The organism is Streptomyces sp. NPDC096048 (assembly GCF_044763415.1).
Lineage (GTDB): Bacteria > Actinomycetota > Actinomycetes > Streptomycetales > Streptomycetaceae > Streptomyces.
In genome coordinates this window covers 193,429-219,825 of sequence record NZ_JBIWGG010000013.1, presented here as the reverse complement: position 1 = coordinate 219,825, position 26,397 = coordinate 193,429, and the positions used below count along the sequence as shown (strand labels likewise).

Annotated in this window: 24 protein-coding genes; 9 read left to right on the top strand and 15 right to left on the bottom strand. The window is 72.9% G+C overall.

Translation table 11 applies throughout. The annotated features are described in order from the left end of the window. Positions 1 to 181: 181 nt before the first annotated feature. Positions 182 to 1,603 (bottom strand): PepSY-associated TM helix domain-containing protein, encoded by a 1,422-nt coding sequence (locus ACIQ6R_RS32105; RefSeq protein WP_404225166.1) that lies wholly within the window; start codon positions 1,601 to 1,603, stop codon positions 182 to 184. 145 nt (positions 1,604 to 1,748) lie between these two features. Between ACIQ6R_RS32105 and ACIQ6R_RS32100 the strand changes: the two genes are divergently transcribed. After that, complete coding sequence (locus ACIQ6R_RS32100) at positions 1,749 to 2,447, top strand: peptide deformylase (protein ID WP_404225164.1); 699 nt, start codon at positions 1,749 to 1,751, stop codon at positions 2,445 to 2,447. A 130-nt stretch (positions 2,448 to 2,577) separates the two neighbouring features. Here the strand turns inward: ACIQ6R_RS32100 and ACIQ6R_RS32095 are convergent, their stop codons facing one another. Next, entirely contained in the window at positions 2,578 to 4,014 is a 1,437-nt protein-coding gene (locus tag ACIQ6R_RS32095; RefSeq protein ID WP_404225161.1) for a dihydrolipoyl dehydrogenase family protein, read from the bottom strand. Between the two features lie 119 nt (positions 4,015 to 4,133). Between ACIQ6R_RS32095 and trxA the strand changes: the two genes are divergently transcribed. Continuing rightward, positions 4,134 to 4,532 (top strand): thioredoxin, encoded by a 399-nt coding sequence (gene trxA / locus ACIQ6R_RS32090; RefSeq protein ID WP_376673808.1) that lies wholly within the window; start codon positions 4,134 to 4,136, stop codon positions 4,530 to 4,532. Positions 4,533 to 4,602: 70 nt separating this feature from the next. On the opposite strand, the gene ACIQ6R_RS32085 is transcribed toward trxA, so the two are convergent. Together ACIQ6R_RS32085 and ACIQ6R_RS32080 are read right to left on the bottom strand one after the other, a co-directional pair. Then, complete coding sequence (locus ACIQ6R_RS32085; protein WP_404225158.1) at positions 4,603 to 5,637, bottom strand: LacI family DNA-binding transcriptional regulator; 1,035 nt, start codon at positions 5,635 to 5,637, stop codon at positions 4,603 to 4,605. Between the two features lie 126 nt (positions 5,638 to 5,763). Continuing rightward, positions 5,764 to 6,432, bottom strand: a complete 669-nt coding sequence (locus ACIQ6R_RS32080) for a TetR/AcrR family transcriptional regulator (protein WP_404225155.1) — start codon at positions 6,430 to 6,432, stop codon at positions 5,764 to 5,766. Between the two features lie 147 nt (positions 6,433 to 6,579). Between ACIQ6R_RS32080 and ACIQ6R_RS32075 the strand changes: the two genes are divergently transcribed. Then, the gene (locus ACIQ6R_RS32075; protein ID WP_375917275.1) at positions 6,580 to 7,143 is read left to right on the top strand and encodes an NAD(P)H-dependent oxidoreductase; all 564 of its coding nucleotides are present in this window, start codon (positions 6,580 to 6,582) and stop codon (positions 7,141 to 7,143) included. A 138-nt stretch (positions 7,144 to 7,281) separates the two neighbouring features. On the opposite strand, the gene ACIQ6R_RS32070 is transcribed toward ACIQ6R_RS32075, so the two are convergent. Continuing rightward, positions 7,282 to 8,187, bottom strand: a complete 906-nt coding sequence (locus ACIQ6R_RS32070) for a LysR family transcriptional regulator (protein ID WP_404225151.1) — start codon at positions 8,185 to 8,187, stop codon at positions 7,282 to 7,284. 170 nt (positions 8,188 to 8,357) lie between these two features. On the opposite strand from ACIQ6R_RS32070, the gene ACIQ6R_RS32065 reads away from it, so the two are divergent. After that, positions 8,358 to 8,561: a hypothetical protein gene (locus ACIQ6R_RS32065; RefSeq protein WP_404225149.1), complete on the top strand. Its 204-nt coding sequence runs from the start codon at positions 8,358 to 8,360 to the stop codon at positions 8,559 to 8,561. A 186-nt stretch (positions 8,562 to 8,747) separates the two neighbouring features. On the opposite strand, the gene ACIQ6R_RS32060 is transcribed toward ACIQ6R_RS32065, so the two are convergent. Both ACIQ6R_RS32060 and ACIQ6R_RS32055 read right to left on the bottom strand, forming a co-directional pair. Then, a complete protein-coding gene (locus ACIQ6R_RS32060; protein WP_404225183.1) occupies positions 8,748 to 9,353 on the bottom strand; it encodes a lytic polysaccharide monooxygenase in 606 nt (201 codons plus the stop codon). Positions 9,354 to 9,743: 390 nt separating this feature from the next. Next, positions 9,744 to 11,168, bottom strand: coding sequence for a non-reducing end alpha-L-arabinofuranosidase family hydrolase (locus ACIQ6R_RS32055; RefSeq protein WP_404225147.1), 1,425 nt, complete (start codon positions 11,166 to 11,168; stop codon positions 9,744 to 9,746). A 768-nt stretch (positions 11,169 to 11,936) separates the two neighbouring features. On the opposite strand from ACIQ6R_RS32055, the gene ACIQ6R_RS32050 reads away from it, so the two are divergent. Then, positions 11,937 to 13,367: an endo-1,4-beta-xylanase gene (locus tag ACIQ6R_RS32050; RefSeq protein WP_404225145.1), complete on the top strand. Its 1,431-nt coding sequence runs from the start codon at positions 11,937 to 11,939 to the stop codon at positions 13,365 to 13,367. Positions 13,368 to 13,672: 305 nt separating this feature from the next. Here ACIQ6R_RS32050 and ACIQ6R_RS32045 read toward each other — a convergent pair whose 3' ends face one another. Continuing rightward, entirely contained in the window at positions 13,673 to 14,647 is a 975-nt protein-coding gene (locus tag ACIQ6R_RS32045; protein WP_404225142.1) for a TerC family protein, read from the bottom strand. 151 nt (positions 14,648 to 14,798) lie between these two features. On the opposite strand from ACIQ6R_RS32045, the gene ACIQ6R_RS32040 reads away from it, so the two are divergent. Together ACIQ6R_RS32040 and ACIQ6R_RS32035 are read left to right on the top strand one after the other, a co-directional pair. Then, positions 14,799 to 16,022, top strand: coding sequence for a polysaccharide pyruvyl transferase family protein (locus ACIQ6R_RS32040; RefSeq protein WP_404184025.1), 1,224 nt, complete (start codon positions 14,799 to 14,801; stop codon positions 16,020 to 16,022). A 15-nt stretch (positions 16,023 to 16,037) separates the two neighbouring features. Next, positions 16,038 to 17,465 (top strand): FAD-dependent oxidoreductase, encoded by a 1,428-nt coding sequence (locus ACIQ6R_RS32035; protein ID WP_404184023.1) that lies wholly within the window; start codon positions 16,038 to 16,040, stop codon positions 17,463 to 17,465. A 24-nt stretch (positions 17,466 to 17,489) separates the two neighbouring features. On the opposite strand, the gene ACIQ6R_RS32030 is transcribed toward ACIQ6R_RS32035, so the two are convergent. From ACIQ6R_RS32030 to ACIQ6R_RS32010, 5 genes are all read right to left on the bottom strand, one after another. Further along, positions 17,490 to 18,515: an RNA polymerase sigma factor RpoD/SigA gene (locus tag ACIQ6R_RS32030; RefSeq protein WP_404225141.1), complete on the bottom strand. Its 1,026-nt coding sequence runs from the start codon at positions 18,513 to 18,515 to the stop codon at positions 17,490 to 17,492. A gap of 32 nt (positions 18,516 to 18,547) precedes the next feature. Beyond that, positions 18,548 to 18,892 carry a DUF6343 family protein gene (locus ACIQ6R_RS32025; protein ID WP_404225138.1) on the bottom strand — a complete coding sequence of 115 codons (345 nt, stop codon included), beginning with the start codon at positions 18,890 to 18,892 and terminating at the stop codon, positions 18,548 to 18,550. A gap of 132 nt (positions 18,893 to 19,024) precedes the next feature. Then, positions 19,025 to 19,450, bottom strand: coding sequence for a CBS domain-containing protein (locus ACIQ6R_RS32020; RefSeq protein WP_404225135.1), 426 nt, complete (start codon positions 19,448 to 19,450; stop codon positions 19,025 to 19,027). Positions 19,451 to 19,537: 87 nt separating this feature from the next. Further along, entirely contained in the window at positions 19,538 to 19,972 is a 435-nt protein-coding gene (locus tag ACIQ6R_RS32015; RefSeq protein ID WP_404225133.1) for a PPC domain-containing DNA-binding protein, read from the bottom strand. A 220-nt stretch (positions 19,973 to 20,192) separates the two neighbouring features. Further along, positions 20,193 to 22,205, bottom strand: coding sequence for a BTAD domain-containing putative transcriptional regulator (locus tag ACIQ6R_RS32010; RefSeq protein WP_404225131.1), 2,013 nt, complete (start codon positions 22,203 to 22,205; stop codon positions 20,193 to 20,195). Between the two features lie 161 nt (positions 22,206 to 22,366). Between ACIQ6R_RS32010 and ACIQ6R_RS32005 the strand changes: the two genes are divergently transcribed. After that, positions 22,367 to 23,254 (top strand): alpha/beta fold hydrolase, encoded by an 888-nt coding sequence (locus tag ACIQ6R_RS32005; RefSeq protein WP_404225129.1) that lies wholly within the window; start codon positions 22,367 to 22,369, stop codon positions 23,252 to 23,254. A 99-nt stretch (positions 23,255 to 23,353) separates the two neighbouring features. Then, positions 23,354 to 24,637, top strand: a complete 1,284-nt coding sequence (locus ACIQ6R_RS32000; RefSeq protein ID WP_404225128.1) for an MFS transporter — start codon at positions 23,354 to 23,356, stop codon at positions 24,635 to 24,637. A 66-nt stretch (positions 24,638 to 24,703) separates the two neighbouring features. Here the strand turns inward: ACIQ6R_RS32000 and ACIQ6R_RS31995 are convergent, their stop codons facing one another. Further along, positions 24,704 to 25,786, bottom strand: coding sequence for a hypothetical protein (locus tag ACIQ6R_RS31995; RefSeq protein WP_404225126.1), 1,083 nt, complete (start codon positions 25,784 to 25,786; stop codon positions 24,704 to 24,706). A 103-nt stretch (positions 25,787 to 25,889) separates the two neighbouring features. Then, positions 25,890 to 26,318, bottom strand: a complete 429-nt coding sequence (locus ACIQ6R_RS31990) for a VOC family protein (RefSeq protein ID WP_404225125.1) — start codon at positions 26,316 to 26,318, stop codon at positions 25,890 to 25,892. Positions 26,319 to 26,397: the final 79 nt, after the last annotated feature.

Below are 26,397 nucleotides of genomic sequence, written 5' to 3'. Positions count from 1 at the left end.
CTGTCTTGGGACCCTTGCCGGTGGTACTGATGTGTGCGGTTTGGGGGGGGGGTGTGGGGGGCGGGGTGCACCGCCCCGCGGGGCCGGGCGGGGGGGGGGGGGGGGGCGGGGGGGGGGCGGGGGGGGGGGGGGGGGGGGGGGGGGGGCCCGCCCCCCCCCCCCCCCCCCCCGCCGCGGCGAGTCACCGCTCCGCGGTCGCACTGCCCGCGTGCGTCCGCCGCCCCCGCCGGTGGGCGATCTCGCCGAGTACGACGTCGGCCGCGACGAACGCGGCCAGCGGGATACCGAGCAGCGGCACGAAGTAGCCGAGGACGGCGACCGCCGCGAGCAGCGGGACGAGGAGCAAGGGCGGCACCTGCTGCCACGCGCCGCGCGGGATCGGGCGGCCGAACGCGGAGCCCCGGCCGCGCTGCCACCACATGCGGTACCCCCAGACGATGAGCAGCACGAGGGAAGCGGCCAGCAGCATCAGGGCGATCTGGTTGGGCAGGCCGAACAGGCTGCCGGTGTGCAGGTCGATGCCCCAGCGGCTGAGCTTGGCGAGCACCGGGTAGTCGGCGAAGCGGAGCACGTCGGTCACCTCGCCCGTCGCCGGGTCCACGGCGACCGAGTCCTGCTTCTCGGGCCAGCTGCGCTGCACCTGCTTGACGACGTAGGCGGAGGACGCGTCCGCGGGCGGGACGATCTCCACGGGGTCGCCCAGGCCCTCGGCGCGCGCGGCGGACAGGACCTTGTCGAGACCGACCCCGTGCGCGGCGTCCCCGCCCGCGCCCGTCGCCGCGCCGTGGCCCGCGTGCTCGCCTCCGCCGGCTGCCGACGCCGACACGGACGGGGTGGTCTGGCCGAGCGAGACGCGCAGGTCCTCGATGTTCGCCCCGGCATACGTCGACCAGGTCAGGCCGGTCGCCGAGAGGAAGACGAACCCGGCCGCGGCCCAGGCGCCCACCGTCCCGTGCAGGCCGAGGGTGCGGCGCCGGCCGCTGGTGCCGCGCAGCTTGCGCCGGGCCCGTCGGCGGGAGAACCACAGCACCAGGCCACCCCCCGCGATCACCCACAGCCAGCTGGCGGCGAACTCGCTGTACAGGCGGCCGGTTTCCCCCAGGTGCAGGTCCCGGTGGAACTCGTCGATCCAGGTGCGCAGCGGCAGCGCACCGGTCGAGCCGTACTGTTCGAGGGCGCCGCGCACCTTCGCGGTGTACGGGTCCACGAAGACCGCGAGCGTGTGGTCCGGGTCGACACCCTCGACGCCGGACAGCAGCACCCTGGTGGTGGCGTCGGCCCCGGGCGAGGGGCGTACGGCCGACACGGTGCCCTCGGGGTGCGCCCGGCGGGCGGCGGCGACCTGCTCGGCGATCGGCAGCTTGCTCCCGCCTGCCTCGGGGACGGTCAGCTCGTGGGCGTAGACCAGCTTCTCGGCCTGGAAGGAGGCGGCGTACAGGAAGCCGGTGGCCGCCGCGACCAGCAGGAAGGGTGCCACGAACAGCCCGGCGTAGAAGTGCAGGCGCAGGACGAGCGGGCGGAGTGCGGACCAGTTGCCGGGCGGAGGCGGCGGGGGCGGCGGTTCGGGGGCCTCGTCCGTGGGGGTCGGGGACGTGGTGGTCATCTGCGGGCGCTCCGGGGACGTCGTGGGGACGGGGTGGTCCCAGTGGTCGGGGCGGGAGCGCGCCGGGTTCCCGGCCCTGAACGTGGCCTGTGTCACACCGTCGTGGTCGGCCAGTGGATGCCGTACGCCGTGACATCCTGGCGCGATGGGAACTCCGAGTGATCGTCGCCCCCTTGCCGAGCGGGTCGAGGAACTGCTCGCCGCCGACGGGCCGTTGCCGATCGTCGCGGCCGGCGATCCGGTGCTGCGGCGCGTCGCCGCGCCCTTCGACGGGCAGTTGGAGCCCTCGCTGCTGGCACGGTTCGTCGAGGCACTGCGCCTCACCATGCACGCGGCACCGGGTGTCGGCCTGGCCGCGCCGCAGGTGGGGGTGGGGCTCAGGATCGCGGTGATCGAGGACCCGGCTCCGGTGCCGCACGAGGTGCGGGTGGCGCGCGGGCGGGTGCCGCAGCCGTTCCGGGTACTGGTCAATCCGTCGTACGAGGCCGTGGGCGCCGGGCGTGCCGCGTTCTTCGAGGGGTGTCTGAGTGTGCCGGGGTGGCAGGCGGTGGTGGCGCGGCACACTCAGGTGCGGCTGCTGGCGCGGGACGAGCACGGGGGTGCGGTGGACGAGGTGTTCGCGGGGTGGCCGGCGCGGATCGTGCAGCACGAGACGGATCATCTGGACGGCACGCTGTATCTGGACCGGGCCGAGTTGCGGTCACTGGCGTCGAATCGGGCGATGGCGGAGTTGTGGGGGCAGGTGACGCCGGAGCGGGCGGCGGTGGAGTTGGGGTTCGGGCTGCCTGGGGTGGCGGGAGCGGGGACCGCAGAGGGCGCGGGGCCTCCGGGGGCGGCGGTCTGACTGGCCGCCGGAGCTGGACTGGGGTGGGCGCGGCAGCCCGGCGTCGCGGGGTGCCGCCGCGCCCACCCGTGCCGTCCCAGCGGCACGACCGCCCGCAGCTGCGGCGGCAGCTGCGGTGCGGGTGAGCCGGTCAGTTGTCCCGGTAGGACTCCAGCAGCCTCAGCCATACCTCGCTGATCGTCGGGTATGACGGGACCGCGTGCCACAGGCGGCTGATCGGTACCTGGCCGGCGACGGCGACGGTCGCGGAGTGGATCATCTCGCCGACACCGGGGCCGACGAAGGTGACGCCGCGGACGATCTCGTCCTCCAGGTCGACGACCATGCGGGCGCGGCCCCTGTAGCCGTCGCCGTACAGGCTCGCGCCGGCCACCGTCGCGAGGTCGACGTCGACGGCGCGGACGCGGTGGCCGGCCTGCTCGGCCTCGGCCAGGGTCAGGCCGACGGACGCCGCCTCGGGGTCGGTGAACACCACCTGGGGGACGGCGTCGTGGTCGGCCGTCGCGGCGTGCGCGCCCCACGGGCCGGAGTCCAGGTCCGGCACGCCGGAGGCGCGGGCGGCGATGGCGGCACCCGCGACGCGGGCCTGGTACTTGCCCTGGTGGGTGAGAAGGGCGCGGTGATTGACGTCGCCGACGGCGTAGAGCCAGTCGTGGCCCTCGACCCGGAGGCTGTCGTCGACGGGGAGCCAGGAGCCCGGTTCCAGTCCGACGGTCTCCAGGCCGATGTCGTCGGTGCGGGGGACGCGCCCGGTGGCGAAGAGGATCTCGTCCGCCTCGACGCGGTCGCCGGTGTCCGTGACGGCGACTACCGTGCCGCCCTCGCGCTTGACGGACTCGACGGAGGTACCCGTCCGGATGTCGACGCCGGCCTCGGTGAGCGCCTCGGCGACCAGTTCGCCGGCGAACGGCTCCATGCGGGCGAGCAGGCCGCCGTCGCCACGCACCAGGAGCGTCACCCGGGAGCCGAGGGCCTGCCAGGCCGTTGCCATCTCGACGGCGACGACTCCGCCGCCGACCACGATCAGCCGGCCGGGCGCGCTCTTGGCGCTGGTGGCCTCGCGGCTGGTCCAGGGGCGCACCTCGGCGAGTCCCGGCAGGCCGGGCAGGGCGGCGCCGCTGCCGGTGCAGACGGCGACGGCGTGCCGGGCGGTCAGTACCCGGCGGGTGCTGTCGGGCGCGGCCACCTCGACCGTGCGCGGCCCGGCGAGCCGTCCCCGGCCGCGGTACAGGTCCGCCCCGATGCCCTCCACCCACTGGACCTGGCCGTCGTCCTTCCAGTGGGAGGTGTACTCGTCGCGGCGGGCGAGGACCGCCGCCGTGTCCAGGGGGTCTCGCACCGACCGGCTCAGACCGGGCAGGCGGCGGGCGTCCGCGCGGGCGAGGACCGGGCGCAGCAGGGCCTTGCTGGGCATGCACGCCCAATAGGAGCATTCGCCGCCGACCAGTTCGCTCTCCACGATCGCGGTGGACAGTCCGGCCGCACGGGTGCGGTCGGCTACGTTCTCCCCCACGGGGCCCGCGCCGATCACGACGACGTCGTACGCGATGGAATCCGATTGCGTCATGGGGCCAGTCTGGTGGGTGGTGTGCGACGTGGCCACATGGGTACGTGCGCGGAATACCCACCAGGTCGGCAGTGTTGTGCCGACGGTTCACGCCCCGAACGCAGGAAGAGGGATCACCCATGACCAGCACCGTGGAGCTCACCAAGGAGAACTTCGACCAGACGGTCACGGACAACGAGTTCGTCCTGATCGACTTCTGGGCGTCGTGGTGCGGTCCGTGCAAGCAGTTCGCCCCGGTCTACGAGAAGGCGGCCGAGGCCAACCCGGACCTCGTGTTCGGCAAGGTGGACACCGAGGCGCAGCCCGAGCTGGCCCAGGCCTTCGGCATCCAGTCGATTCCGACGCTGATGATCGTCCGGGAGCAGGTGGCCGTGTTCGCGCAGCCGGGCGCGCTGCCCGAGGAGGCCCTGACGGACGTCATCGGCCAGGCCCGGAAGCTGGACATGGACGAGGTTCGCAAGGCGGTCGCCGACCAGCAGGCGCAGGCCGAGGGCCAGGCCGGGCAGGACGGCCAGTAGCAGCGGTGACAGACGGCCAGTAGCACCGGTGGCAGACGGCCAGTAGCAGCGGAGCGAAAGCGGCCGCCGGTCAGCTCGACTCGCGGTGCACGACCGCCGCGCCCAGCACCTTGTGGCGCTCGGGCGCGGCGCCCGGGTCGTGGACCGCGCGGTCGACCAGGGCGGCCAGGTCGCGGCCGGAGGGCAGCTCCAGGTGGACGGTGCTCAGCCGGGGCCGCAGCAGGCGGCCCAGCATCAGGTCGTCCGCGCCGATCACGGCCGCGTCGCCCGGGATGCCGAGGCCCTCGTCCTGCATGGCCCGCATCAGCAGCATCGCGTACTCGTCGTTGTACGCGAACACGGCGTCGAGCCCGAGAGAGCGCCAGCGGGCGGCCAGCCGGGCGGCGTCCCGCTCCTCGTAGGCGAGAGGCAGTTCGGTGACGGTGGCGTCGGTGTCGCGCACGGCGCGGCGGGCGCCGGCCAGGCGCGGTGCCGAGAAGACCTCCAGCCCCTCCTCCGCGGGCACGACGACGCCGATCGCGCGGCGCCCGCGGTCGTGGAGGTGACGGGCCGCCGTGTGGCCGACGGTCTCGTGGTCCATGAGCAGTGCGTGCGCTCCCTCGACGGCCTCGGGGCCGAGGGTGACGACCGCGCGGGCGCCGGAGCGTTTGAGGACCTCCACGCCCCGCGGGCCGAGTCCCGAACCGGGTACCAGGACGGCGACCGGGCGCAGTTCCGCCCACGCCCGGGCGGCCTCGTCGTCGTGCGGGCCGACGGTGCCGTACTGCACGACGGTGTAGTCGAGACGGCCGAGGGCCCCCTGGAGTTCGCTGAGGAACCGGCTGTAGAGCGGGCCAGCGGGGAAGGACGGCGCGGGCATCAGGACCGTACGGCTGTGTCCGGCGCGCAGGGAGCGGGCCGCGGCGTGCGGGACGTATCCGAGTTCCCGGGCGGCATCGTGGACGCGGCGGCGGGTGGGTTCGCTGATCCGGACGGCGCTGGTGTTGTTGAGGACGTAGGAGACGGTCGCACGCGAGACGCCGGCCAGGCGGGCCACATCGGCGCTCGTGGGGACGGAGCGCGGTGCGGGGGGCTCGGGGGCGGGCGGTTTCGGTATCTGCACCATGACGTACGGCATCTTGGCAGAAGCCGGGTACGGGGCGGCGGGCGGGGCGACGCCGTCCGGATCGGACGAAATCCCGTCCCGTGGGCGCAGTGGTCGTCGGCGGTCAGGCCGGGTGCTCGGTGCGGGTCACCCGGGCGGCTCGGTGCGGGTCACCCGCGCGACGAGGTCGAGCCAGCCCGCCTGCAGCCGCGCCGGGGGTACCCCGCACTGTTCGGTGAGGTGGTGGACCAGGGCGGCGTCGAGGTAGGCCAGGAGCGTGTGGGAGAGGAGTTCGCTGTCCCCGTCCGGGACCGACTGCCGCAGCAGCAGGGCGACGTGGCCGCGCAGGAAGCGGCGCGGTGCGGCGGTGTAGCGGCGCTCCGCGCTGGGCTCCGCGGCCAGTTGCAGGTCCAGTTCGTCGATGGAGCGGCGCAGCATCGCGCAGCCGAAGGCGCGCAGCCGCTCGACGGGCGGCGCCCCGGGCCCCAGGGGCGGCGGGCCACCGAGGAGCGCGGCCTGGAACTTCTTCTCGGAGTGGTCCAGGAGTGCCATGAGCAGGCCGGTGCGGTCGCCGAAGCGGCGGAAGACCGTGCCCTTGCCCACCGAGGCCGCCGCGGCCACCGCCTCCATCGTGACGCCCGCCGCGCCGTGCTCGGCGACCAGCCGGGCGGCGGCCTCCAGCAGCCGGGCCCGGTTGCGCGCGGCGTCCGCGCGCAGGCAGGGCTCGTCCTCCTCGACCCCCGTGCCGACTTGCAGCAACTCGGGAGGGCCGGCGGTCTCCTGTGGCTTCGGGAAGGGCGGCAGGGCGGCGGACATGACGCCAGCGTAAAGCATCGGGAAGAAAACTGGACCGCGGTCCGTTTGGGATGTTAGAAATTAAACGGACCTCGGTCCGGATCCTTTACGGCAGTGTTTTCAGCAGCGTCTGTTCCCGCAGCCTCTGCTCCGTCAGTGGGAGTACTCATGTCTGTCCGCATCCTTGCGCTCGTCGGCAGCCTTCGCGCCGGTTCGCACAACCGCCAGCTCGCCGAGGCGGCCGCCAAGTTCGCGCCGGAGGGCGCCGAGGTGCAGCTGTTCGAGGGGCTGGCCGAGATCCCCTTCTACAACGAGGACATCGACGTCGAGGGCAGCGTCCCGGCCGCCGCCGCCAAGCTGCGCGAGGCCGCCCAGGCCGCCGACGCCTTCCTGTACTTCTCGCCCGAGTACAACGGCACCATCCCGGCCGTCCTGAAGAACGCCATCGACTGGCTGTCCCGTCCGTACGGCGCCGGCGCCCTGTCCGGCAAGCCCGCCGCCGTCGTCGGCACCGCCTTCGGCCAGTACGGCGGCGTGTGGGCGCAGGACGACACCCGCAAGGCCGTGGGCATCGCCGGCGGCAAGGTGATCGAGGACATCAAGCTGTCCATCCCCGGTTCGGTGACCCGCTTCGCGGAGATCCACCCGGCCGACGACGCCGAGGTCGCCGCCCAGCTGACCGAGGTCGTCGCCCGGCTGCACGGCCACGCCGACGAGGCCGTCGCCGCCTGACCGGCACGCAGAGCGCGCACGGGACCGGAGCTCCGCCGAGCTCCGGTCCCGCCGTGTGTGACGGCGGCGTGTGTGACGGCGGCGTGTGGTCCGCCGTCCGTCCCGGCGCGCGCGTCCCGGCGTACGTGGCGCTGCGCGTCAGGCCACCGCCGACGCGGCCAGGTCGCGCAGCTCCTCCAGTGCGGCCGCGACCGCCGGACGCCGGTGACCGCCGCTCCGTGTGCAGGTGAGCAGCTTGCGGTGCGGCCGGTTGGCGCAGGGCACCCGGACGATCGGCAGCTGCGGGGTCAGCTGGGCGAGCCGGGGGATCAGCGCGACGCCGAGCCGGTGGGCGACCAGGTGGGCGATGACGTTCCAGTCGAGCGCGTGATGGACCACGTCGGGAGTGAAACCGGCGGCGCCGCACGCCGACATCACATGCGGACGGCAGGGGCTCCGCGGCACCGGCGCGATCCACGGTTCATCGGCCGCGAGGGCGAGATCGACCCCGTCCCGTCCGGCCAGCGGGTGGCCCTCGGGGACGACCAGGTCGAAGGGGTCGTCGAGCAGGGGCCGCTGGTCGAAGCGTGCGTCGGCCGTCGGCGGGTTGGACGGGGTCGCCTCGACGACCGCCAGATCGGCCTCCCCCTCGAAGAGCAGGTCGAAGCTCTCCGTCACCTCGACCTCCCGGATCCGGACCGACAGCCGTGGATGCCGTTCGCGCAGCCGCGCGGCCATCGGCGCCAGCAGCACGGAGACGGCCACCGGAAATCCCGTCACCCGCAGCGGCCCGGCGGGCGTCCCCTCCCCCGCCCGCAGATCCAGTTCGGCCTCGTCCCAGCGGGCCTCGATGGCGTCGGCGTGCGCGAGCAGACTCTCCGCGGCCGGGGTGAGCCGGACCCCGCGGCCCTGCGGCTCCAGCAGATCGACGCCCAGGTCACGGGAGAGCTGGCGGATCTGCTGGGAGGCGGCGGACGGGGTGAAGTGCAGGGCGCGGGCCGCCGCGGTGACCGTGCCGTAGTGGGAGACGGCCCTGAGGACGTGCAGCCTGCGCAGGTCAATCATGAAGTGCACGCTTCACGGTGGAGTCCGTAAAGTCAACCTGGACGTGAACGGATCCGTGGCCGCACTCTGTCTGTGGCGCGACGGCCGGTCACCCGCCGCGCGCCGGTCGTCCGACGACCACCGACGCACGTACCGCCGATGCACGTACCACCGACGCACGAGGAGTCGCCATGCCCAGCACGACCGGTGCCGTCTGCCCGCACTGCGGGTGGCCCGACGGTGCCGAGCCCTTCCAGGTGGTGTCCGCGCACCCGACCTCGGCGGGCGGCACCCTGTGGACCCGGTGCGCCTGCGGTTCGCTCCAGGCCCGCGTCGTCGACGATCACGGCACCCGCGTCATCTCGCGCGGCAGGCCCTCCCCGGCGGGCCGCTGAGGCGCCGCACCACCAGGGTGCCTCGCGACCGACCCGAGCGGGGTCCCCTGCGTGCCGCGGCAAGCGAGGAGCCCCGTCGGGTCAGGGTGACCGAGTAGGTCTCCCTGACCCGACGGAGTTCGGTCGGCCGGGCGGCGGGTTACCGGCGCCCGGCCGAGGCAGGTGCCGTGTGCGGCGCTCCTCGGCTCAGCCGAAGGTCACGTCACTGCACCACATGTAGGCCTGGTCGAGGTGCGAGGCCTGCCAGATGACGAACACGATGTGGTGTCCGGTGTAGCCGGAGGTCTGGACGGGGAACGTGATGTCCTGCGCCGGGGCGAAGCGGCCGGTCTGCGTGATGAAGTCGAGGTCGCCCCAGCCCAGGGTCTGGGTCTTGGGGTCGAAGCCCTGCTTGCTCACGTAGACCTTGAAGTAGTCGGCGCCGTGGTACGCCTGGTCGTACAGGTGGACCGAGAAGTTGTTGCCGACGGTGGTGGTCTTCCACTGCCCGGGCTTGTTCAGACTGGCGTTTCTCGAGAGGTTGTTGCTGCAGAGCGTCCCGTCGGGGGTCCGCGCCTGGAACTGGCCGCCGAGGCCGTCGCGGAGCGCGCTCATCCAGTTCCACATGGTGTCGGGGTTGGCCTGGAAGGCCTGCCAACACATGGGGTCTTCGGTCTGCATGGCCGGGTTCGTGTGGTTACTGCCCCACGTCTTCCAGCACTGGTACGCACGGGTGGCGGGGCCCACGACGGTGCCGTGAGCCTGGGCGGGGGCCGTCCAGGTCAGTGCGCCGACAACCACGGCGAACAGCATGACGAGCACCTGGAGAGGCCGACGGAGGGAGGGCTGCGAACGCCCGGTCAACGGACTCTGTTTGCGCATGTGGGGGGAACTCCTTCCAGTTGCCAAGCTGTGATGGGAGCGCTCCCAACGTTAGACCCTCTCAGTGAAGTGTCAATGAAACCAACAGAGTTGATCACAAGAGTGGGTGTCGGGCAGGAAATCCGGAGTGCCCCGACCACCCCGGCGATCACTTCGTCGACAATTTCCGGCCCGACCCCCCCCCGCGACCCGGCGGCCGCAGCCGGTTCCGGCTGCGGCCGCTGGAGCCACTGCACCGCGGTGAGCTGCTCTCCGGCGCCGTCATGGCAGCGGCAGGCTCGCCGGCCGCGCCACATCGGGATCACCGTGAACGCGGAAAGGTCAGCGCCGCAGGGTGAGGACACCCGGCCGCCACGGCAGCTGGTCGTAGGGACCGCCCGCGCCGGGGGACTTGCCCTGATAGAGGAACCGCAGGTTGCAGGGGTCGACGGTCATGGTCTGATCGGGGTTGTCGCGGACCAGGTCACCGTGGCTGATGTCGTTGGTCCAGGTGGCACCACTGTTGGCCTTGCCCGCGAAGGGGTTGCTCTCGGTGGCGGCCTGCGGGGTCCACGACCCGTTCAGGCTGGAGGCCGTGAAGGATCGGAAGTAGCGCCCGTTCGCGCCCATGGCCTCAACGATCATGAGGTACTGGTTCTGCCCCTGGACCTTGTAGACCTGTACGCCCTCGAAGAGGTTGGCCTTCGTGTCGCTCATGATCGTCGTGTACGACGAGCCGAAGTTGCCCGGGAAGTTCCCGATCGGCATGCTCGCCCGGTAGATCTTGCCGTTGTCACCGGCGAAGAACAGGTACATGTTCTGCCCGTCCGCGATCAGGGTCTGGTCGATCGGGCCGGTGTCGGAGCCGGAGATGCTCCCGGTGAACAGCGGCTGCGGTGCGGACCAGCCGTTGGGGTTGGTGGGGTCGCTGGACGTGCGGTAGATGAAGGGCCACGCACCCCACTGGTACGCCAGCACCCAGATGTTCTTGGGCGCGAAGTAGAACAGCGTGGGCGCCACCGCGGGCTGGCTCATGCCGGTCTGGCCGGCCGACGCCATGTCCGACCAGTTGGTGAAGGGGCTGAACATCATCGAGCCGTACGACGATCCCGACACGTTCGACGCGTAGACGAGGTGCTTGCCGTTGTGCGTCACGGTGGTGAAGTCCTTCACCGCGGCCCACCCGTTCGCCGGCTGCGCCAGTACACCCGTTGACGTCCACCGGTAGGTCGACGGAAGAGCGCACGGGCCGTCCGTCGGCGGGTTCGGCGTCAGACCGGTCCACTTCTGGTTACTGCCGCCGTTGCACGTCCACAGTTGCACCGCCGTGCCGTTGGCCGTACCGGCGCCCGCGACCTCCAGACACAGCCCGGACTGCACTCCGACGACCGTGCCGTCGCCGTTCACCCGCCACTGCTGGTTCGCACCGCCGGAACAGCTCCAGATCTGCACCCGGGTACCGGCGGTGGTGGCGTGGCCCGGAACGTCCAGACACTTGTCGCCGTACACGGTGAGCTGGTTGTCGTCCGTCAGCGTCCACTGCTGGTTGGTCCCGCTCCAGCAGTCGTGGATCTGGAGGTAGGTGCCGTTGGTCTGGCTGGCGCCCGGCACATCGAGACACCGGCCGGAACCAACACCGCGCAAAGCGCCGCTGGAAGCCGCCTGGGCCGGGGCGGCGACGAGCATCGCCGCCACAGCGGTCAGGACCGCGACCATGGCGGCGAGCACCGCGGACGGATGCCAACGGCTGGAACTTCCTCTGCACATGGGGACTTCCTCAACCTTGAGTGAGCGGTTCCGGTCGGCCTCGTCGGAGACTGTCCGGACTGTCGGTGTGATGCGTGTGCGGCGGCCCGTGAGCACCACGGCAGACCGCTTGTGACGTCCCGGGCCTGCGGTCACGGCCGCACAACCCTGGCGGGAGCATGACATCATTACGTTCGATATCTCGAACGAGAGTCGAAGTGTCGAGCAGCCTGAATGATAGGGACCCACCGAACGCCGTCAACCGTTTCCGCGCATGTCGCTCTCGAAGCCGAAACATTCGAAAGATCTCGCTCAGGAAACGTCGCACGTCACACCGGCAAGCGACCGAGTGGCGCCACACTTGACGCCGCGCGAGGGGCGCCGGTCCGTGCGGACCGGCGGCGACAAGGGCACGCCGACGACACGCCTCAGATGTTCGAAAGTTTCGAGGATACGGCAGAAACTTTTTCCGTGAGGAGTGTTGACGATGCATCGTCAATACCTCAATCTCTCTTACCTGGGAGCCCGGCCACGGATCGATATCTCGGACAGCACCAGCCCTGGCAATCCGTGCCGCACGGCAGACCCACACACCGAACCACCTGCGCCGGCTGAGCCGCGAGGAGTCCTCCGTGCCGTGTCGAAGACCGCCCCACCCCATGACCGCGGTGTCCGGCGCTTCCGCACTGCCCGGGCCCTGGCTCACCCCGTCCGTCTGCCGAATGGGAGCGGATGACGCAACCCCCACTGCTTCAGTCCCTACGTGATCCCTACCTTGGAGGCACAGTCATGGGCTCGTACGCCCTTCCAAGAGCCTTTGTCCGCGGGAAGATCCGTGGCCTGCTGCTGGCGCTGGCCGTCGGCGCCCTCAGTGCGGTCGCCACACTCGCCGCGCCGCCGCCCGCACACGCTGCGGAGAGCACGCTCGGCGCCGCGGCGGCGCAGAGCGGCCGCTACTTCGGTACCGCCATCGCCTCCGGCAGGCTGGGCGATTCGACGTACACGACGATCGCGAACCGTGAGTTCGACTCGGTGACGGCCGAGAACGAGATGAAGATCGACGCCACCCAACCGCAGCGAGGCCAGTTCAACTTCACCGCCGCCGACCGCGTCTACAACTGGGCCGTGCAGAACGGCAAGGAGGTGCGCGGCCACACCCTGGCCTGGCACTCCCAGCAGCCCGGCTGGATGCAGAGCCTCAGCGGCAGCGCGCTGCGCCAGGCGATGATCGACCACATCAACGGCGTGATGGCCCACTACAAGGGCAAGATCGCCCAGTGGGACGTCGTGAACGAGGCCTTCGCCGACGGCAGTTCGGGGGCCCGGCGCGACTCCAACCTCCAGCGCACCGGCAACGACTGGATCGAGGTCGCCTTCCGCGCCGCCCGCGCCGCGGACCCGGCCGCCAAGCTCTGCTACAACGACTACAACGTCGAGAACTGGACCTGGGCCAAGACACAGGCCATGTACGCCATGGTCCGCGACTTCAAGCAGCGCGGCGTGCCGATCGACTGCGTCGGCTTCCAGGCGCACTTCAACAGCGGCAGCCCCTACAACAGCAACTTCCGCACCACCCTGCAGAACTTCGCCGCCCTCGGCGTCGACGTGGCCGTCACCGAACTCGACATCCAGGGCGCCTCGCCCACGACCTACGCCAGCGTGGTCAACGACTGCCTGGCCGTCCCTCGCTGCCTCGGCATCACCGTCTGGGGGGTGCGCGACACCGACTCCTGGCGATCCGAGCAGACACCGCTTCTGTTCAACGGTGACGGCAGCAAGAAGCCCGCCTACACCGCCGTCCTCGACGCACTCAACGGTGGCACCTCCACGCCCCCTGAGGACGGCGGACAGATCAAAGGCGTCGGCTCGGGCCGCTGCCTGGACGTGCCCGACGCCAGTACCGCCGACGGCACCCGGCTCCAGTTGTGGGACTGTCACAGCAGCACCAACCAGCAGTGGACGTACACCACCGCGGGCGAGCTGAGGGTCTACGGCAACAAGTGCCTGGACGCCGCCGGTACCGGCAACGGAGCCCGGGTCCAGATCTACAGTTGCTGGGGCGGCGACAACCAGAAGTGGCGCCTGAACTCCGACGGAACCATCGTCGGAGCCCAGTCCGGCCTCTGCCTCGACGCCGTCGGGGCCGGCACCGCCAACGGCACCCAGATCCAGCTCTACTCCTGCTCGAACGGCAGCAACCAACGCTGGACCCGCACCTGATGACGCCTCCCGCACGCGAAGACGGGCGTCGATGACAGCCTACGGTGCGGCTCCTCCCGCCGCGCCGTGAAGACACCGCTGATGGTCTTGGGTCGCCGCCGTAGTGGCGGCGACCCTCGCGCTCCGCATGCGCACCGCGGTGGATCCGGCGCCCGCCGAGGCGGCGTCGGTGGCCACCAATGCCTATTGCGTCCTGGTCGATCGCCGCAGCGGCGGTCGAGCTGTCGTCCGGTGGAGGCGGCTGGTGCGGCGGATGCGGCGGCACTCCGTCTCCGACGAGCGGTACGCACACGAGTGGGCCCGCGTCACACGCCCGGCCCTCCCTGCCCCTGCCCCTGCCCCTGCCTCCTCGCGGCCCACAGGCTCGTCGCCGTGGTGACCGCGAGGACGATCACGATGAAGCCGAGCGAGAAGGGGATGCCGATCTCGGGGACGTGGAACCCGGACTCGTGCAGGGCGTGCAGGATCAGTTTGACGCCGATGAAGCCCAGGATGACCGACAGGCCGTAGGAGAGGTGCACCAGCCTCTTCAGCAGACCGCCGATGAGGAAGTACAGCTGGCGCAGGCCCATCAGAGCGAACGCGTTGGCCGTGAACACGATGTACGGGTCCTGGGTCAGGCCGTAGATGGCGGGGATGGAGTCCAGGGCGAACAGGACGTCGGTGGAGCCGATCGCGAGCATCACGACCAGCATCGGGGTCATGACCCGCTTGCCGTTCTCCTCGATCCACAGCTTCGTGCCGTGATAGCGGTCGGCGACACCGAAACGGCGTTCGATCGACTTCAGCAGCTTGTTCTCCTCGTACTCCTCGTCGTGCCCTCCCTTGCGGGCGTCCTGGATGAGCTTCCAGGCGGTCCAGATCAGGAAGGCCCCGAAGATGTAGAAGACCCAGGAGAAGGCGGAGATGATCGCCGCGCCGGCCGCGATGAACGCGGCGCGCAGCACCAGGGCCACGACGACGCCGACCATCAGCACCCGCTGCTGGTACTGCGAGGGCACCGCGAACTTGGCCATGATCAGGACGAAGACGAAGAGGTTGTCGACACTGAGCGACTTCTCGGTGATGTAACCGGCGAAGAACTCGCCGGCGGGCCCGCCGCCGGCGACCACGAGCAGCCCCACGCCGAAAAGGCAGGCGAGGACCACCCAGACGGCCGTCCAGATCCCGGCTTCCCGGATCGACACGTCGTGCGGCTTGCGGCCGATGAAGAAGTCGGCGCCGACCAGCACGCACAGGGCCGCGACGGTGAGCAGCCAGACGCTGAGAGAGACGTTCACCGGTGCTCCTGTGACAGGCGACGGACGGGGATCACGTACACGTTCTTGGTCAGGGTGTTTCCGCTGAGCGGCCCAGGCAACCCGGCACCGTGCGCGGCCTGCGCACCGAGGCCGGCGGGCCGGCCGACTCCGACGTGACGGGAGCCCCCGGATGACCACTGCCCCCTCGCATCCACGCCCCACCCGGCCGGGCCCGCGCATCGGCGTGCTCGGCTCCTACGGCGGCTTCAACATCGGCGACGAGGCGATCCTGACCTGCGTCCTGAGCTGTCTGCGGGCCCAGCGGCCCGACGCGCACCTGATCGTCCTGAGCCGGAACGCGGAGCACACCCGCGCCCACCACCCCGACGTGGACGAGGTGATCCCCTGGGAGGGCGTCAGCCGCAACCACGTCCTGGACGCGCTGCCGGGCCTGGACCTGCTGGTGCTGGGCGGCGGCGGCATCCTCTACGACGGTGAGGCGCGCCGCTATCTGCGGCTGGTGCGCGCCGCGCAGACCCGCGGCGTGCCCACCTTCGCCTACGCCGTCGGGGCCGGGCCGCTGAGGGACGCCGAGGACCGGGACGCGGTGCGCACCGTGCTGGCGGACATGGACGGCGTCGTGGTGCGGGACGAGGAGTCCCGGCTGGTGCTGGAGGAGGTCGGCCTGGAGCGCGAGGTCACGGTCACCGCCGACCCGGCTCTGCTGCTGGGGCCCGAACCGTTCACCGAGGCCATGATGCGCGACGAGGGCATCCCCTCCGGTGCCCGGCTGGTGGGGATGTCGGTGCGCGAACCGGGGCGGGCCGCGGAAAAGCTCGACGAGGGCGACTACCACGCGCTGCTGGCCGACGTCGCGGACTTCCTCGTGCGGCGGCTGGACGCGCACGTGGTGTTCCTGCCGATGGAGCGGCACGACGTACGGCACGCGCACGCCGTGCTCTCCCACATGACCGCGCCGGACCAGGGCCGGATCCTGCACGGCGACTACAGCCCCGGGCAGGTCCTCGGCTTCATGCGCCATCTGGACGTGGCCGTCGGCATGCGGCTGCACTTCGTGATCTTCGCGGCGCTCACCGGCGTGCCGGTGCTGCCGCTGCCCTACTCCGGCAAGGTCTTCGACTTCGCGCGCCGGCTCGGCGCCCCGGCGCTGGTGGGCGTGGCGCGGGAGCAGGCCGGGCTGCTGCTGGCCGAGGTGGACCGGCTGTGGGACGAGTATCCGCAGCGCCGGGAGGACCTCCGGTCCCGGATCCATGAGCTGTCCGCGGCGGCCCGGGAGACCTGCGTGCGCTGCGGCTCACTGCTGGACGAGATCGACGCGCCCGACGACGGACCGCGGGCACGGACGGCGGGTCCCGAGCCGTACGCCGACGAGCCGCGGCCGTTGCACGCCTGACCCCCGAGGAGAGCGATGCCGATCCTGGAAGAGCCCCGCGAGCCCCGCACGGTCACCCTGCCCCCGCGGCCCGCCCGGCACGGGGGGCGGTGCGACGTCCTGGTGGTGGGCGGCGGTCCCGCCGGGTTCGCCGCCGCGGTGGGTGCGGCCGACGCCGGGGCCGATGTCGTGCTGGTGGAGCGGTACGGGTTCCTCGGCGGCAACGCGACGGTGGCACTGGTGATGCCGCTGATGTCGTTCCACAACGAGCACAAGCAGGCCGCGTTCACCGAGTCCGGGGACACCTCACGGCTGCTGCCCACCGACCACGGCGAGGGCGAGCCGGTGGTCGCGGGCGTGCTGTGGCAGCTGCTCGACCGGCTCATGGGGCGCGGCGGCTGTCTGCCGCCCTCGCCGAAGACCGGGTACACGGTCCCCTTCGACCCGGAACTGTTCAAGCTGTCCCTGCTGGAGATGATGGACGAGTCGGGGGTACGGATGCTGTTCCACTCCTTCGCCTCCGGCGCGCTGCCCCTCGACGACGGCTCCGGCTGGCGGGTGGTGTTCGAGACGAAGTCGGGGCCCGTGGTGATCGACGCCGGGGTGGTCGTGGACGGCACCGGCGACGGTGACGTGGCGACGGCCTGCGGGGCGCCGTACGAGATCGGCCGGCCCGAGGACGGGCTGGTGCAGCCCATGACGCTGATGTTCCGCGTCGCGGACTTCGCGCGGCCGGACTTCGCCGACTACGTGCGCGAGCACCCCGACCAGTGGCGCGGGGTGCACGGCCTGTGGGACCTGATCGAGGAGGCCAGGGCCAACGGCGAGCTGAGGCTGCCGCGCGAGGACATCCTCTTCTTCGCGACCCCGCACCCGCGCGAGGTCGCGGTCAACAGCACCCGGGTCAACCGGGTGCTCGGCACCAGCGTGTGGGACCTCACCCGCGCCGAGTACACGGCCCGGCGCCAGCTCTCCCAGATCGACCGCTTCCTGCGGACCCGGGTGCCCGGTTTCGAGGAGGCGTACGTGGTGCAGAGCGGCACGCACATCGGCGTACGGGAGAGCCGGCGCGTACTCGGCGACTACCAGCTGACCGGCCACGACATCCTGGCCGCGCGCACCTTCCCGGACGTGGTCGCGCACGGCGCCTATCCGGTCGACATCCACAACCCGCGCGGCTCCGGCACCGTCCTCAAGCGGGTTCCGCGGGGCAGCTTCTACGACATCCCGCTGCGCTGTCTGGTGCCCCGGGACACCGAGCGGCTGCTGGTGGCCGGGCGCTGCATCTCCGGCACGCACGTGGCGCACTCCTCGTACCGGGTCATGCCCATCGCCATGGCGACCGGCCAGGCGGCCGGGGTGTGCGCGGCGCTGACCGTCCGGCACGGGCGCGGTCCGCGCGGCCTGCCCTACCGGATGGTCCAGCACGAGCTGCTGCGCCAGGGGGCGCGGCTGCGCGTGTAGAGGCGTCGGTCACGGGCGTGTCGGTCAGCTCGCCCAGTCCAGCAGGCGGTCCCGGGTCTCCGGGGCGCGGAGGTGGTCGAGGGACGCCTTCTCCAGCTGGCGGACGCGCTCGCGGGTCAGGCCCACGTGCTGTGCCACCTGGTGCAGGGTGCGCGGGCGGCCGTCGTGCAGACCGTAGCGCAGGCTGAGGATCAGGGCCTCGCGGGGCGCGAGGGTGCCGACGGCCTCCCGCAGCTCCTCCGCGAGCGCCCGGAACTCGGCGACCTCGGGGGCCTGGAGCACCTCGGCGTCGGGGATGAGGTCGCCGACGACGGTCTCGCCGGTCTCGTCGACCGGGGTGTCCAGGCTGACGGCGTCCCGTCCGACGCGGCGCAGCCAGACGACCTTGTCCCCGTCGATGCCGCTCTCCGCGGCCACCTCCTCGGCGGTCGGCTCGCGGTCGAGGCTGCCACGTAGCTTGCGTTCGACCTTGGCCAGCTTCTGCAGCTGTTCCACGACGTGCACCGGCAGCCGTACCGTGCGCGCGTGGGTCGCCAGGCCCCGCTCGATGGCCTGGCGGATCCACCAGGTGGCGTACGTGGAGAACTTGAAGCCCTTGGTGTGGTCGAACTTCTCGACGGCCCGGATCAGCCCGAGGTTGCCCTCCTGGATGACGTCCAGGAGGGGCAGCCCTCGATGGGCGTGGCGCTTGGCCATCGACACCACGAGCCGCAGGTTGGCCCGCACCATGTGGTCCTTGGCGGCCTGGCCGTCGTGGACGGTCTCCTCCAGTGCGCGGCGTCGTGCGGGCGTCGGGGCGGGCTCGCCGGTGTCGGCCGACTCCAGTTCCTCCATGGCCCGGACACCGGCCTCGATGCGCCGGGCCAGGCGCACCTCGTCCTCGGCGGTCAGCAGCGGGGTGGCGCCGATCTGGGACAGGTACTGGCCGAGCAGGTCCGGTTCCTCGTCGGGTTCGGGGATCCGGTTGCGCAGCCGCGCGGTGCGGGCGGGGGCCCGGCGGTCCTCCCCGGGGCCCGCCGCGGGGGTTGGGGTTCGTGCCAGGGGAGCCATGTCGTTCCTCCGTCCCCTTCTGGAGTCCTGAGTCAGTGCGGAGCGGGGGTGCCCCGTTCCCTCCGCAGGCGGCCGGACACGACCATCAGGTCCGCCGCCGCCAGCAGGACGAACGCCGCGCACACGGCGGCGAGGGCCACCAGGGTGCCGCGTCCGGGGCTGTCGCCGGGACCGGTGCCCGCCGCCCACACGCCGAAGAACGCGGCCCCGGCGACGAAGAGTGGCAGGAAGACGGCCGACAGCAGCAGTCGCAGCCGCAGCGGGCTCTGCGCGGTGACCGGTTCGGTGCCGGTGCGCGGGAAGCGGCGGCCGATCGCGCCGGATCGCGTGCGAGGGGCGGGTTCCGTGGCCCCGGCGGGGCGGCGTCGGTCATTCATGCCGGTCCTCCCTGGCGGTCGGGGACGTGGGTGGCCGGGGATTTCGGTGACCCGGGCACCTCGGTGGTCGTGGTCGGGCGCCTCAGCGGTCGGAGCACCCCCAGCGGTCGGGCACCCCAGCGGTCGGACGCCTCAGTGGTCGGGCGCGGCCTTGCTGATGTCCGCCAGGGCGGAGTGCGGATCGTCGGCGGCCGCGAGGTCGCCGAGGGTGACCACGCCGACCGGAACGCCGCCGTGCTCGACGACCGGGAGCCGCCGGACCGCGTGACGTCGCATCAGCTCGGCCGCGCGGTCGGTGGTGTCGTCGGGTTCGAGGGTCACGACGGGCGGGGGTGTGCACACCGAACCGACCGTGGTGTCGTCGGGGTCGCGGCCGTCGGCGACGCTCCGGAGCACGATGTCGCGGTCGGTGAGCAGACCGAACAGATCGCTGTCGTAGGTCACCAGGACGTCGCCGACGTCCTCCTCGCGCATCAGCCGGGCCGCCCGGGCCACCGTGGTCATGGGCTCGACGGCCACCGCGGCGGGTGACATCACGTCTCGGATGCGCCGTGTCATGGTCGCGCCTCCCGGGGTCTGGGTCTCGGTTCCGTGCGGGCCGCGTAGCCCGCACCCGGGCCGGTAAACCGCTCTCCGGCGGTCGGCTCAGCCGAGGTCGATCAGGGCCAGCCCGATGTCGGGGCGGTGGGTCTTGGCCAGTTCGGCCGGGCTGTCCCGGACGACGACCTCCAGCGTCGGCCAGACCCGCCCGGACAGCAGGTGGCCGCCGCGGGTGGAGCCGTCGGACAGGCCCACCACGGCGTGCAGGTGCGGGGTCGGCCCCTCGTCGCCGACGGCGACGTCACCGATGAGCGACAGCACCTCGCACTGCTCCTCCACGGGGATGGGCCGGTAGTCCTTGGCCTGCCGGTCGAACCAGCCGACGACCGCCTCCGAGAAGGCGCCCACGGCGGTCATCTGGGAGGCGCCGAGGGAGCGGTCACGGGCGAAGGCGGTGAGTTCGGCGACCGCGTCCTCGCCGGGGTCGAGCACCACCACGTACACCGCGGACGGGCCGTCCTGCACCTGTTGCCACTTCATGCCCGCCGGGTACCCGGCACGGGACGGCGCAACCCGCCCGGCCGGCGTCCCGCCTCCGGGTCGGCGCCCCGCCTCCGGGGCCGCCTCAGGGGCCGCCTCAGGGGCCGCCTCAGGGGCCGCCTCCGGGGCCCGGTCCGCCGCGTCGAGCGTCGCGACCGGGGAAGGCCCGCACAGCGACCGGGACGTGCCGGGGCATACCGGCGGCCCCCTGGCCGACGTACTATCCCTGGCCCCCGGCCCCTCCCGGGTCCGCCCCCGCCGCGGCGGGACCGAGTGCCAGGCGGAGCGCGGCGAGCCAGTCGTCGACCGGCCCGAAAGTGAGCAACCCGCTGCCCGCACCGGCCAGTTCACCGGACGCGGGCAGCAGTCGTCCGTACGTCCGCTCCAGGGCCGCGCGGTCGCCGAGTTCGAGGGCGAGTGCGGCCTCGGCGCAGCACAGGGCCTCGTACAGGAGGTCGGGCGGCGGCTCCGGGAGGGCCCTCAGCGCCGTCCGGGCCTCGGCGTCACGGCCGTCGGCGAGGAGGGCGAACGGTTCGGCCCAGGGGCGGTACGGTCCCCAGTCCGCGCGCGGGTCCACCTCCGCCGGCCGTCCGCGGGCCAGGCGCAGACCGAGCAGGGCGAGCGGTAGCAGCCCGCGTCGCAGGCCCGGCATCCCCGCGCCGTCGAGCCCCGCGGCGGCGGACCGGTAGGCGGCCTCGGCGCTGTCGTACGGGCTGCCGGTGGCGGCCCGGCGCAGGGCTCGGTACCACTCGGTGAAGACGGCCACGAGCGGCCGTTCGTGCCGTTCGGCGAGGCGGTCGACGGCGGTGGCGTGCTCGTCGGCGGCGGTGAAGTCGGCGAGCGCCGAGCGTGCCTGGAGCCGGATGAGATGCCCGAGGATCGCGTAGTTGACCAGCCCGTGCCGGGTCGCGAGGGCGACGAGCTCGGCGCCGATCGCGTCGCGGCGCGGGGCCAGTCCGGCGGTGGTGCAGGACTGCATGAAGACGCCGTTGAGGGCGAAGGCGAGCAGCGCGGGGTCGTCCAGGCGGCGGGCGATCCGCTCGGCCGCGTCCGCCGCCCGGGGTCCGTGCGGGGACCGGACGCCCCGGGACTCCAGGGCGACGGTGGCCAGCAGGCGGCAGCGGTCCGCTTCGGCGGTGCCGTCGTCCGGCAGGGCGGCGAGGGTGCGCTCGGCCGCCGCGACGATCCGCCGGGCCCGTTCGGGATCGTCGCCGCGGGTCCAGTTGGCGGGCACGTCGTAGGCGCCGATCACCCGGGCCGTCAGTTCCGCGTCGCCCGTCTCCTCCGCCGCCGCGACGGCCGTCATACGGTGCTCCCGGGCGGCCTCCAGTCCGCCGCCGCCGGTGACCGCGAGGGAGCGCAGCAGGCCGACGGTCGACTCCAGGCGGGCGTGGGCACCGGCGGCGACCGTGCGGTCGTACGCCTCGGTGGCGCGGGCCCACAGCCGGGCCGCCGCCTCCGCCGGCTCGCTGGGCGGGTCCAGGCCGGGGTCCTGGGCGAGGATGCCGGCCTCCAGACGGCGCAGCCGGGGCCCGGGGTCGACGCCCAGGTGTCCGGCGAGCAGGGCGCGGGCGCGGCGCAGCACGGCGAGGGCGTCCGCCTGGCGTCCGGTCCGGTACAGGGCCAGGGCGAGCAGGCGCCAGGCCTCCTCGCGCCAGGGATGCTCGGTCAGGTGCCCGTCCAGGTCGGGGACCGCCTCGGCGGCGCGGCCCAGCTCCACGAGCAGTTCCGCGTGCCGTTCGACGGCACGCAGCCGCAGTTCGGTGAGCCGGGAGCGCTCCCCGCGGGCCCACTCCGCCCCGCTGAACTCGGCGTAGGCGGGGCCCCGCCACTCCCCCAGCGCTGCCCTTAACCGGTCCGGCGCCTGTGCGGCCGGCAGCCGGTCGGCCTGGGCGACGGCCGCCTCGAAGCGCCACGCGTCCACGGCCTCCGGTGCCGCGCGCAGGGCGTACCCGGGTCCCTCGGTGACCAGCAGCCGGGCCGGGGCCCGCGGCGGGCGGTCGGGTTCCAGGGCGCGGCGCAGATCCCCGACGAAGGTGCGCACCGCTCCCACGGCCCGCGGCGGTGGTTCGTCCCACAGGTCCTCGACCAGGCGGGCGAGCGGGACGACCCGCCGCCGGGCCAGGAGGAGGCGGGCCAGCACGGCACGGTGCCGGGGGCCCTTGAGGGCGAGGACGTCGCCCGCGCGCTCGGCCGTGACCGGTCCGAGCACACCGAACGTGACCGCTTCCATGTTCCGTCCGCTCCGATTCCGCCACCGCTCGTGCGATCACCACGGTACGCGTGCTGATCGGTTGCTGATCGAGGCCCGGCAGGCTCGAAGGCGTCATCAGCGAGACGCGAACAGAACCGATGTGAGCGGGCCTGATGTGACCAGAAAGGTACAGACCAACCATGGAACCGACCGAACCCACCATCCCGGGCTTCACCCACGACCGCGTGACGGTCGCCGACGGCGTCGCCCTGCACGTGGCCGTCGGCGGCTCCGGCCGCCCGGTCGTGCTGCTGCACGGCTTCCCGCAGACCCATCTGATGTGGCGGCACGTCGCCGCCGACCTCGCGGCCGACCACACCGTCATCTGTCCCGACCTGCGCGGTTACGGCGCCAGCGACAAGCCGGCCGACCCGGACGGCACCGCCTACGCCAAGCGGGCCATGGCCGCCGACGTCGTCGCCCTCGCCCGGGCGCTCGGCCACGAGCGGTTCGCGCTGGCCGGGCACGACCGGGGCGCCCTCGTCGCGGTGCGGGCCGGACTCGACCATCCGGACGCGGTGACGCACCTGGCCGCGCTGGACGTGCTGCCGACCCTCGACATGTGGGACGTCCTGCACGGCACCACCGCGGCGGTGGGTTTCCACCTGTACCTGATGGCGCAGCCGCCCGGACTGCCGGAAGAGCTGATCGGTGCCGCGCCGGACGCGTTCTTCGGTCACTTCCTCGACGGCTGGACGCGGGACCCGGACGCCCTGCCCGCCGAAGTACGCGCCGCCTATCTGAAGGCGTCCCGCGGGGCGGTGCCGTCCATCGTGGCCGACTACCGTGCCTCGGCCGGCATCGACGTCGCCCACGACCGGGCCGACCGCGCCGACGGCAACCGGCTGCGGATGCCCGTGACCGTCCTCCAGCAGGACTGGGGCGCCGCCCTCGGTTACGACGCCGCCGCGCTGTGGCGGGCCTGGGCCCCGGACCTGCGGCACGACACCGTCGACTGCGGCCACTTCATGGCGGAGGAGGCGCCCGGCGAGGTCGTCGGGGCCCTGCGGGAGCTGCTGAGGCGGTAGGGGCCCGGGCGGGCCGGGCGCCGGCGGACCGGCGTACAACGGCGTGTTGTGCGTGGTTCCCGGGCGGTTGTTTGATCGGTGGGGCCGCCACTCGCTTTGATGTCGGGCGTGACGGAGTCGGGCGTGACGGAGTCGGGCGGCGTGGGCAGCGGGTCGCTGGGGCGGCGATTCGGGTGGCTGTGGGCCGCGTACTCCGTCAGCACGTTCGGTACGCGGCTGGCGTTCGACGCCTTTCCGCTGATCGCGGTCGTCGTGCTGGACGCCGGAACGGCGCGGGTGGCGGCGCTCGCGGCGGCCGGTCTCGCGGTGGGAGCACTGGTGGCGGTCCCGCTGGGGCCGTGGGTGGAGTTCCGGCGCAAGCGGCCGGTCATGGTCGCGATGGACCTGGTCCGGTGCGTGGTGCTGCTGAGTGTGCCGCTCGCGTACGCGTTCGACAGGCTCGGCTTCGCCCAGTTGCTGATCGTGTCGGTCGTCGTCGCCGCGGCCGACATCACCTTCAGGGCAGCCGCCGGTGCCTGTCTCAAGGCACTGGTACGGCCGCGGGACCTGCTGACCGCGAACGGCCGGTTCGAGGCGACGGCCTGGACCGCGACGATGCTCGGGCCCCCGGTCGGCGGGGCCGCGGTCGGGGTCTTCGGGCCGGTGGTGACGGTGGCGGTCGACGCGGTCAGCTATCTGCTGTCGGCGCTCGAGATCCGGGCGATCGGCGGCGGAGAACCATGCCCGCGGCGCGCCGACGTGCCCCGGCTGCGGGCCGGCGACCTGCTGGACGGCTGGCGGTACGTCCTCGCCGCGCCGGGTCTGCGTCCGCTGTTCCTCAACACGGTCATGGTCAACGGCCTGATCATGGCGACCACACCGCTGCTCGCCGTGCTGATGCTGGGCGATCTGGGCTTCGCGCCCTGGCAGTACGGTCTCGCCTTCGCGGTGCCCTGCGCCGGCGGGCTGGTCGGCTCACGGCTGGCCCGGACACTCGTGGCGCGCTTCGGACAGCACCGGGTGCTGGTCACCAGCGGCGTGCTGCGCGTGTGCTGGCCCGTCGGGCTGGCCTTCGTCGGCCCCGGCACCTCGGGGCTGGTCCTGGTGATGGTCGTCGAGTTCGGGCTGATCACGTCCATCGGCGTGTTCAACCCGGTGTACGCCACCCGCCGGCTGGACCTGACGCCGACGGACAGGGTCGCGCGCACCCTGTCCGCCTGGACGGTCAGCGGGAAGCTGGCGACCGCGGGACTGACCGCGGTGTGGGGCCTGTTGGCGGGCCTGACCGGAACACGTGCGGCCGTCGCCCTCGCGGGCGTACTGCTCCTCGCGACCCCGCTGCTCCTGCCGCGGCAGGAGCAGGTCTCCGGCCGAGCCCTGGTGGAGCCGGCCAGTGACCGGTGAAACCCCGGCGGTCGTTGTCGTCGAGGCGATCGCCCGCCCCGACTCCCGTGCGGAACGCACTGCTCGCTACCGCGGCCGCCGCACGCCCCGGCCGAGGGCGGGGAACTCCCGGCGGGCCTCGGCGAACAGGGCCGGGTAGTCGGTGCCGTGGGTGACCGCGGCGGCGAAGAGGGCGCCCAGCGCGGCGCGCAGCGGGTCCGGTTCGGCCGCGGCACGCAGCGCGGGCATGGCCATGGCCTGTCGCAGCGGGTTGCCGTGGCATTTGTCGGACGCGTCCGACGGGGTGCGAGTGATGCGGTCGTCGGTGAAGAAGCGCTCCCAGGCCCGCCGGGGGTCGTCGAACGGAGCCGGCAGGGGCTCCCCTCGGTCCAGCGCCGCCAGCGCGGGCGTGATCCAGTCGACGTCGTCCAGCCCGGCCGCGGTGAAGGCCCGGTGGGCGGCCCACCGCGCGAGGCTCCGCTGCGTCGCCGGACACACCGCGTCGACGGCGTCGAGCAGCTCCCGGTCCAGTGGGACGAGCCCGCGGGCGTCGCCGCCGACTTCCCGGACGCGCGGGCTGGGCAGCCGGCCGCCCCAGGACAGGGTCTCCGCGCGGTCCCGCGCGGTGCCTTGCCCGGGAGGGAGCGGCGGCAGGCTGCGCCCGTGCCGATGCCGGACCTCCGCGCCGCGTGACGTCTGCCGGACGACCCGGTCCGCGGCGGGCGGTGCGGGCCAGAACTGCAGCAGATAGTGGCCGACCGGCCCGGCGACCCCGGCCGCGGTGAACTCGGTCTCCTCCCTACGGTCCGTGCCACGTCCGCAGCAGCGCACCCGGTGGTCGGCGGGCGGCAGGTCCACCTCGCACAGCACCCCGTGACCGCAGGGCAGGACGGCCGTCGAGGGGGAGACGGGCCGGAAGGACGCCTCCACCACGTCGTCCCAGCCGTCGTCGAGCGGCGGAGCGGCCCCGTGCACCTCGACGGTCAGCCCGACTCTGCCGGTACGCAGGCCGGCGCCCAGGAGGAGTCGGCCGGGGACGGCCGCACCGCACGGACCGTCGACGTCTCCGGCACAGGCCTTGGCCGGTCCCGGACCGAGCGGGCGCCGGTGGCTGTCCACGTGGAACCACCCGTGGGCAGCCGCCAGTTCACCGCTGTACACCCTCCGCATGACCGCCCCCTGATCGCGTCCGACTCCCTGGGGCCACCAGTATGCGGAGGGGGTCTGACAACAGGCCGGGCGACGAGTGCGCCGACGGGGGTGCGGACGCCGGTCAGCGCGCCCCGGGAACGTCCTCCGTGACGCCGTTCAACGGCGAGGACGGGTCACTGCCGTAGGGGCGGGTGAAGGCCTCCATGGCGTGGCCGGAAGGGTCGATGAAGTACACGCCCCGCCCGCCGTCGTTGCGGTTGATCCGGCGCGGGTGCCGGCCGTGCGGGTCGGCCTGAATGGGCACCCCGCCCGCCACGAGCCGGGCGAGGATCGCGTCGAACTCGCCCTCGGAGACGAGGAACGCGTAGTGCTGCACGGGGATGTCGGTGTCGACGGTGGCGAAATCGAGGGTGACGCCGTTGGCGGTCGTCACGGGCAGGAAGACTCCGGCCGGCTCGCCGACCTCCAGCCCCAGGGTCTGGGCGAGGAAGTGAGCGGACTTCTCCCGGTCACGGGAGAGAACGATGGTGTGGTTGAACTCGACTGACACGGGTCAATGCCTCCACGGGCATCTCCGCGGCGCCTCCATGCCTCACCCGGACGGTGACCGACACGCGATGCCGCGCTGG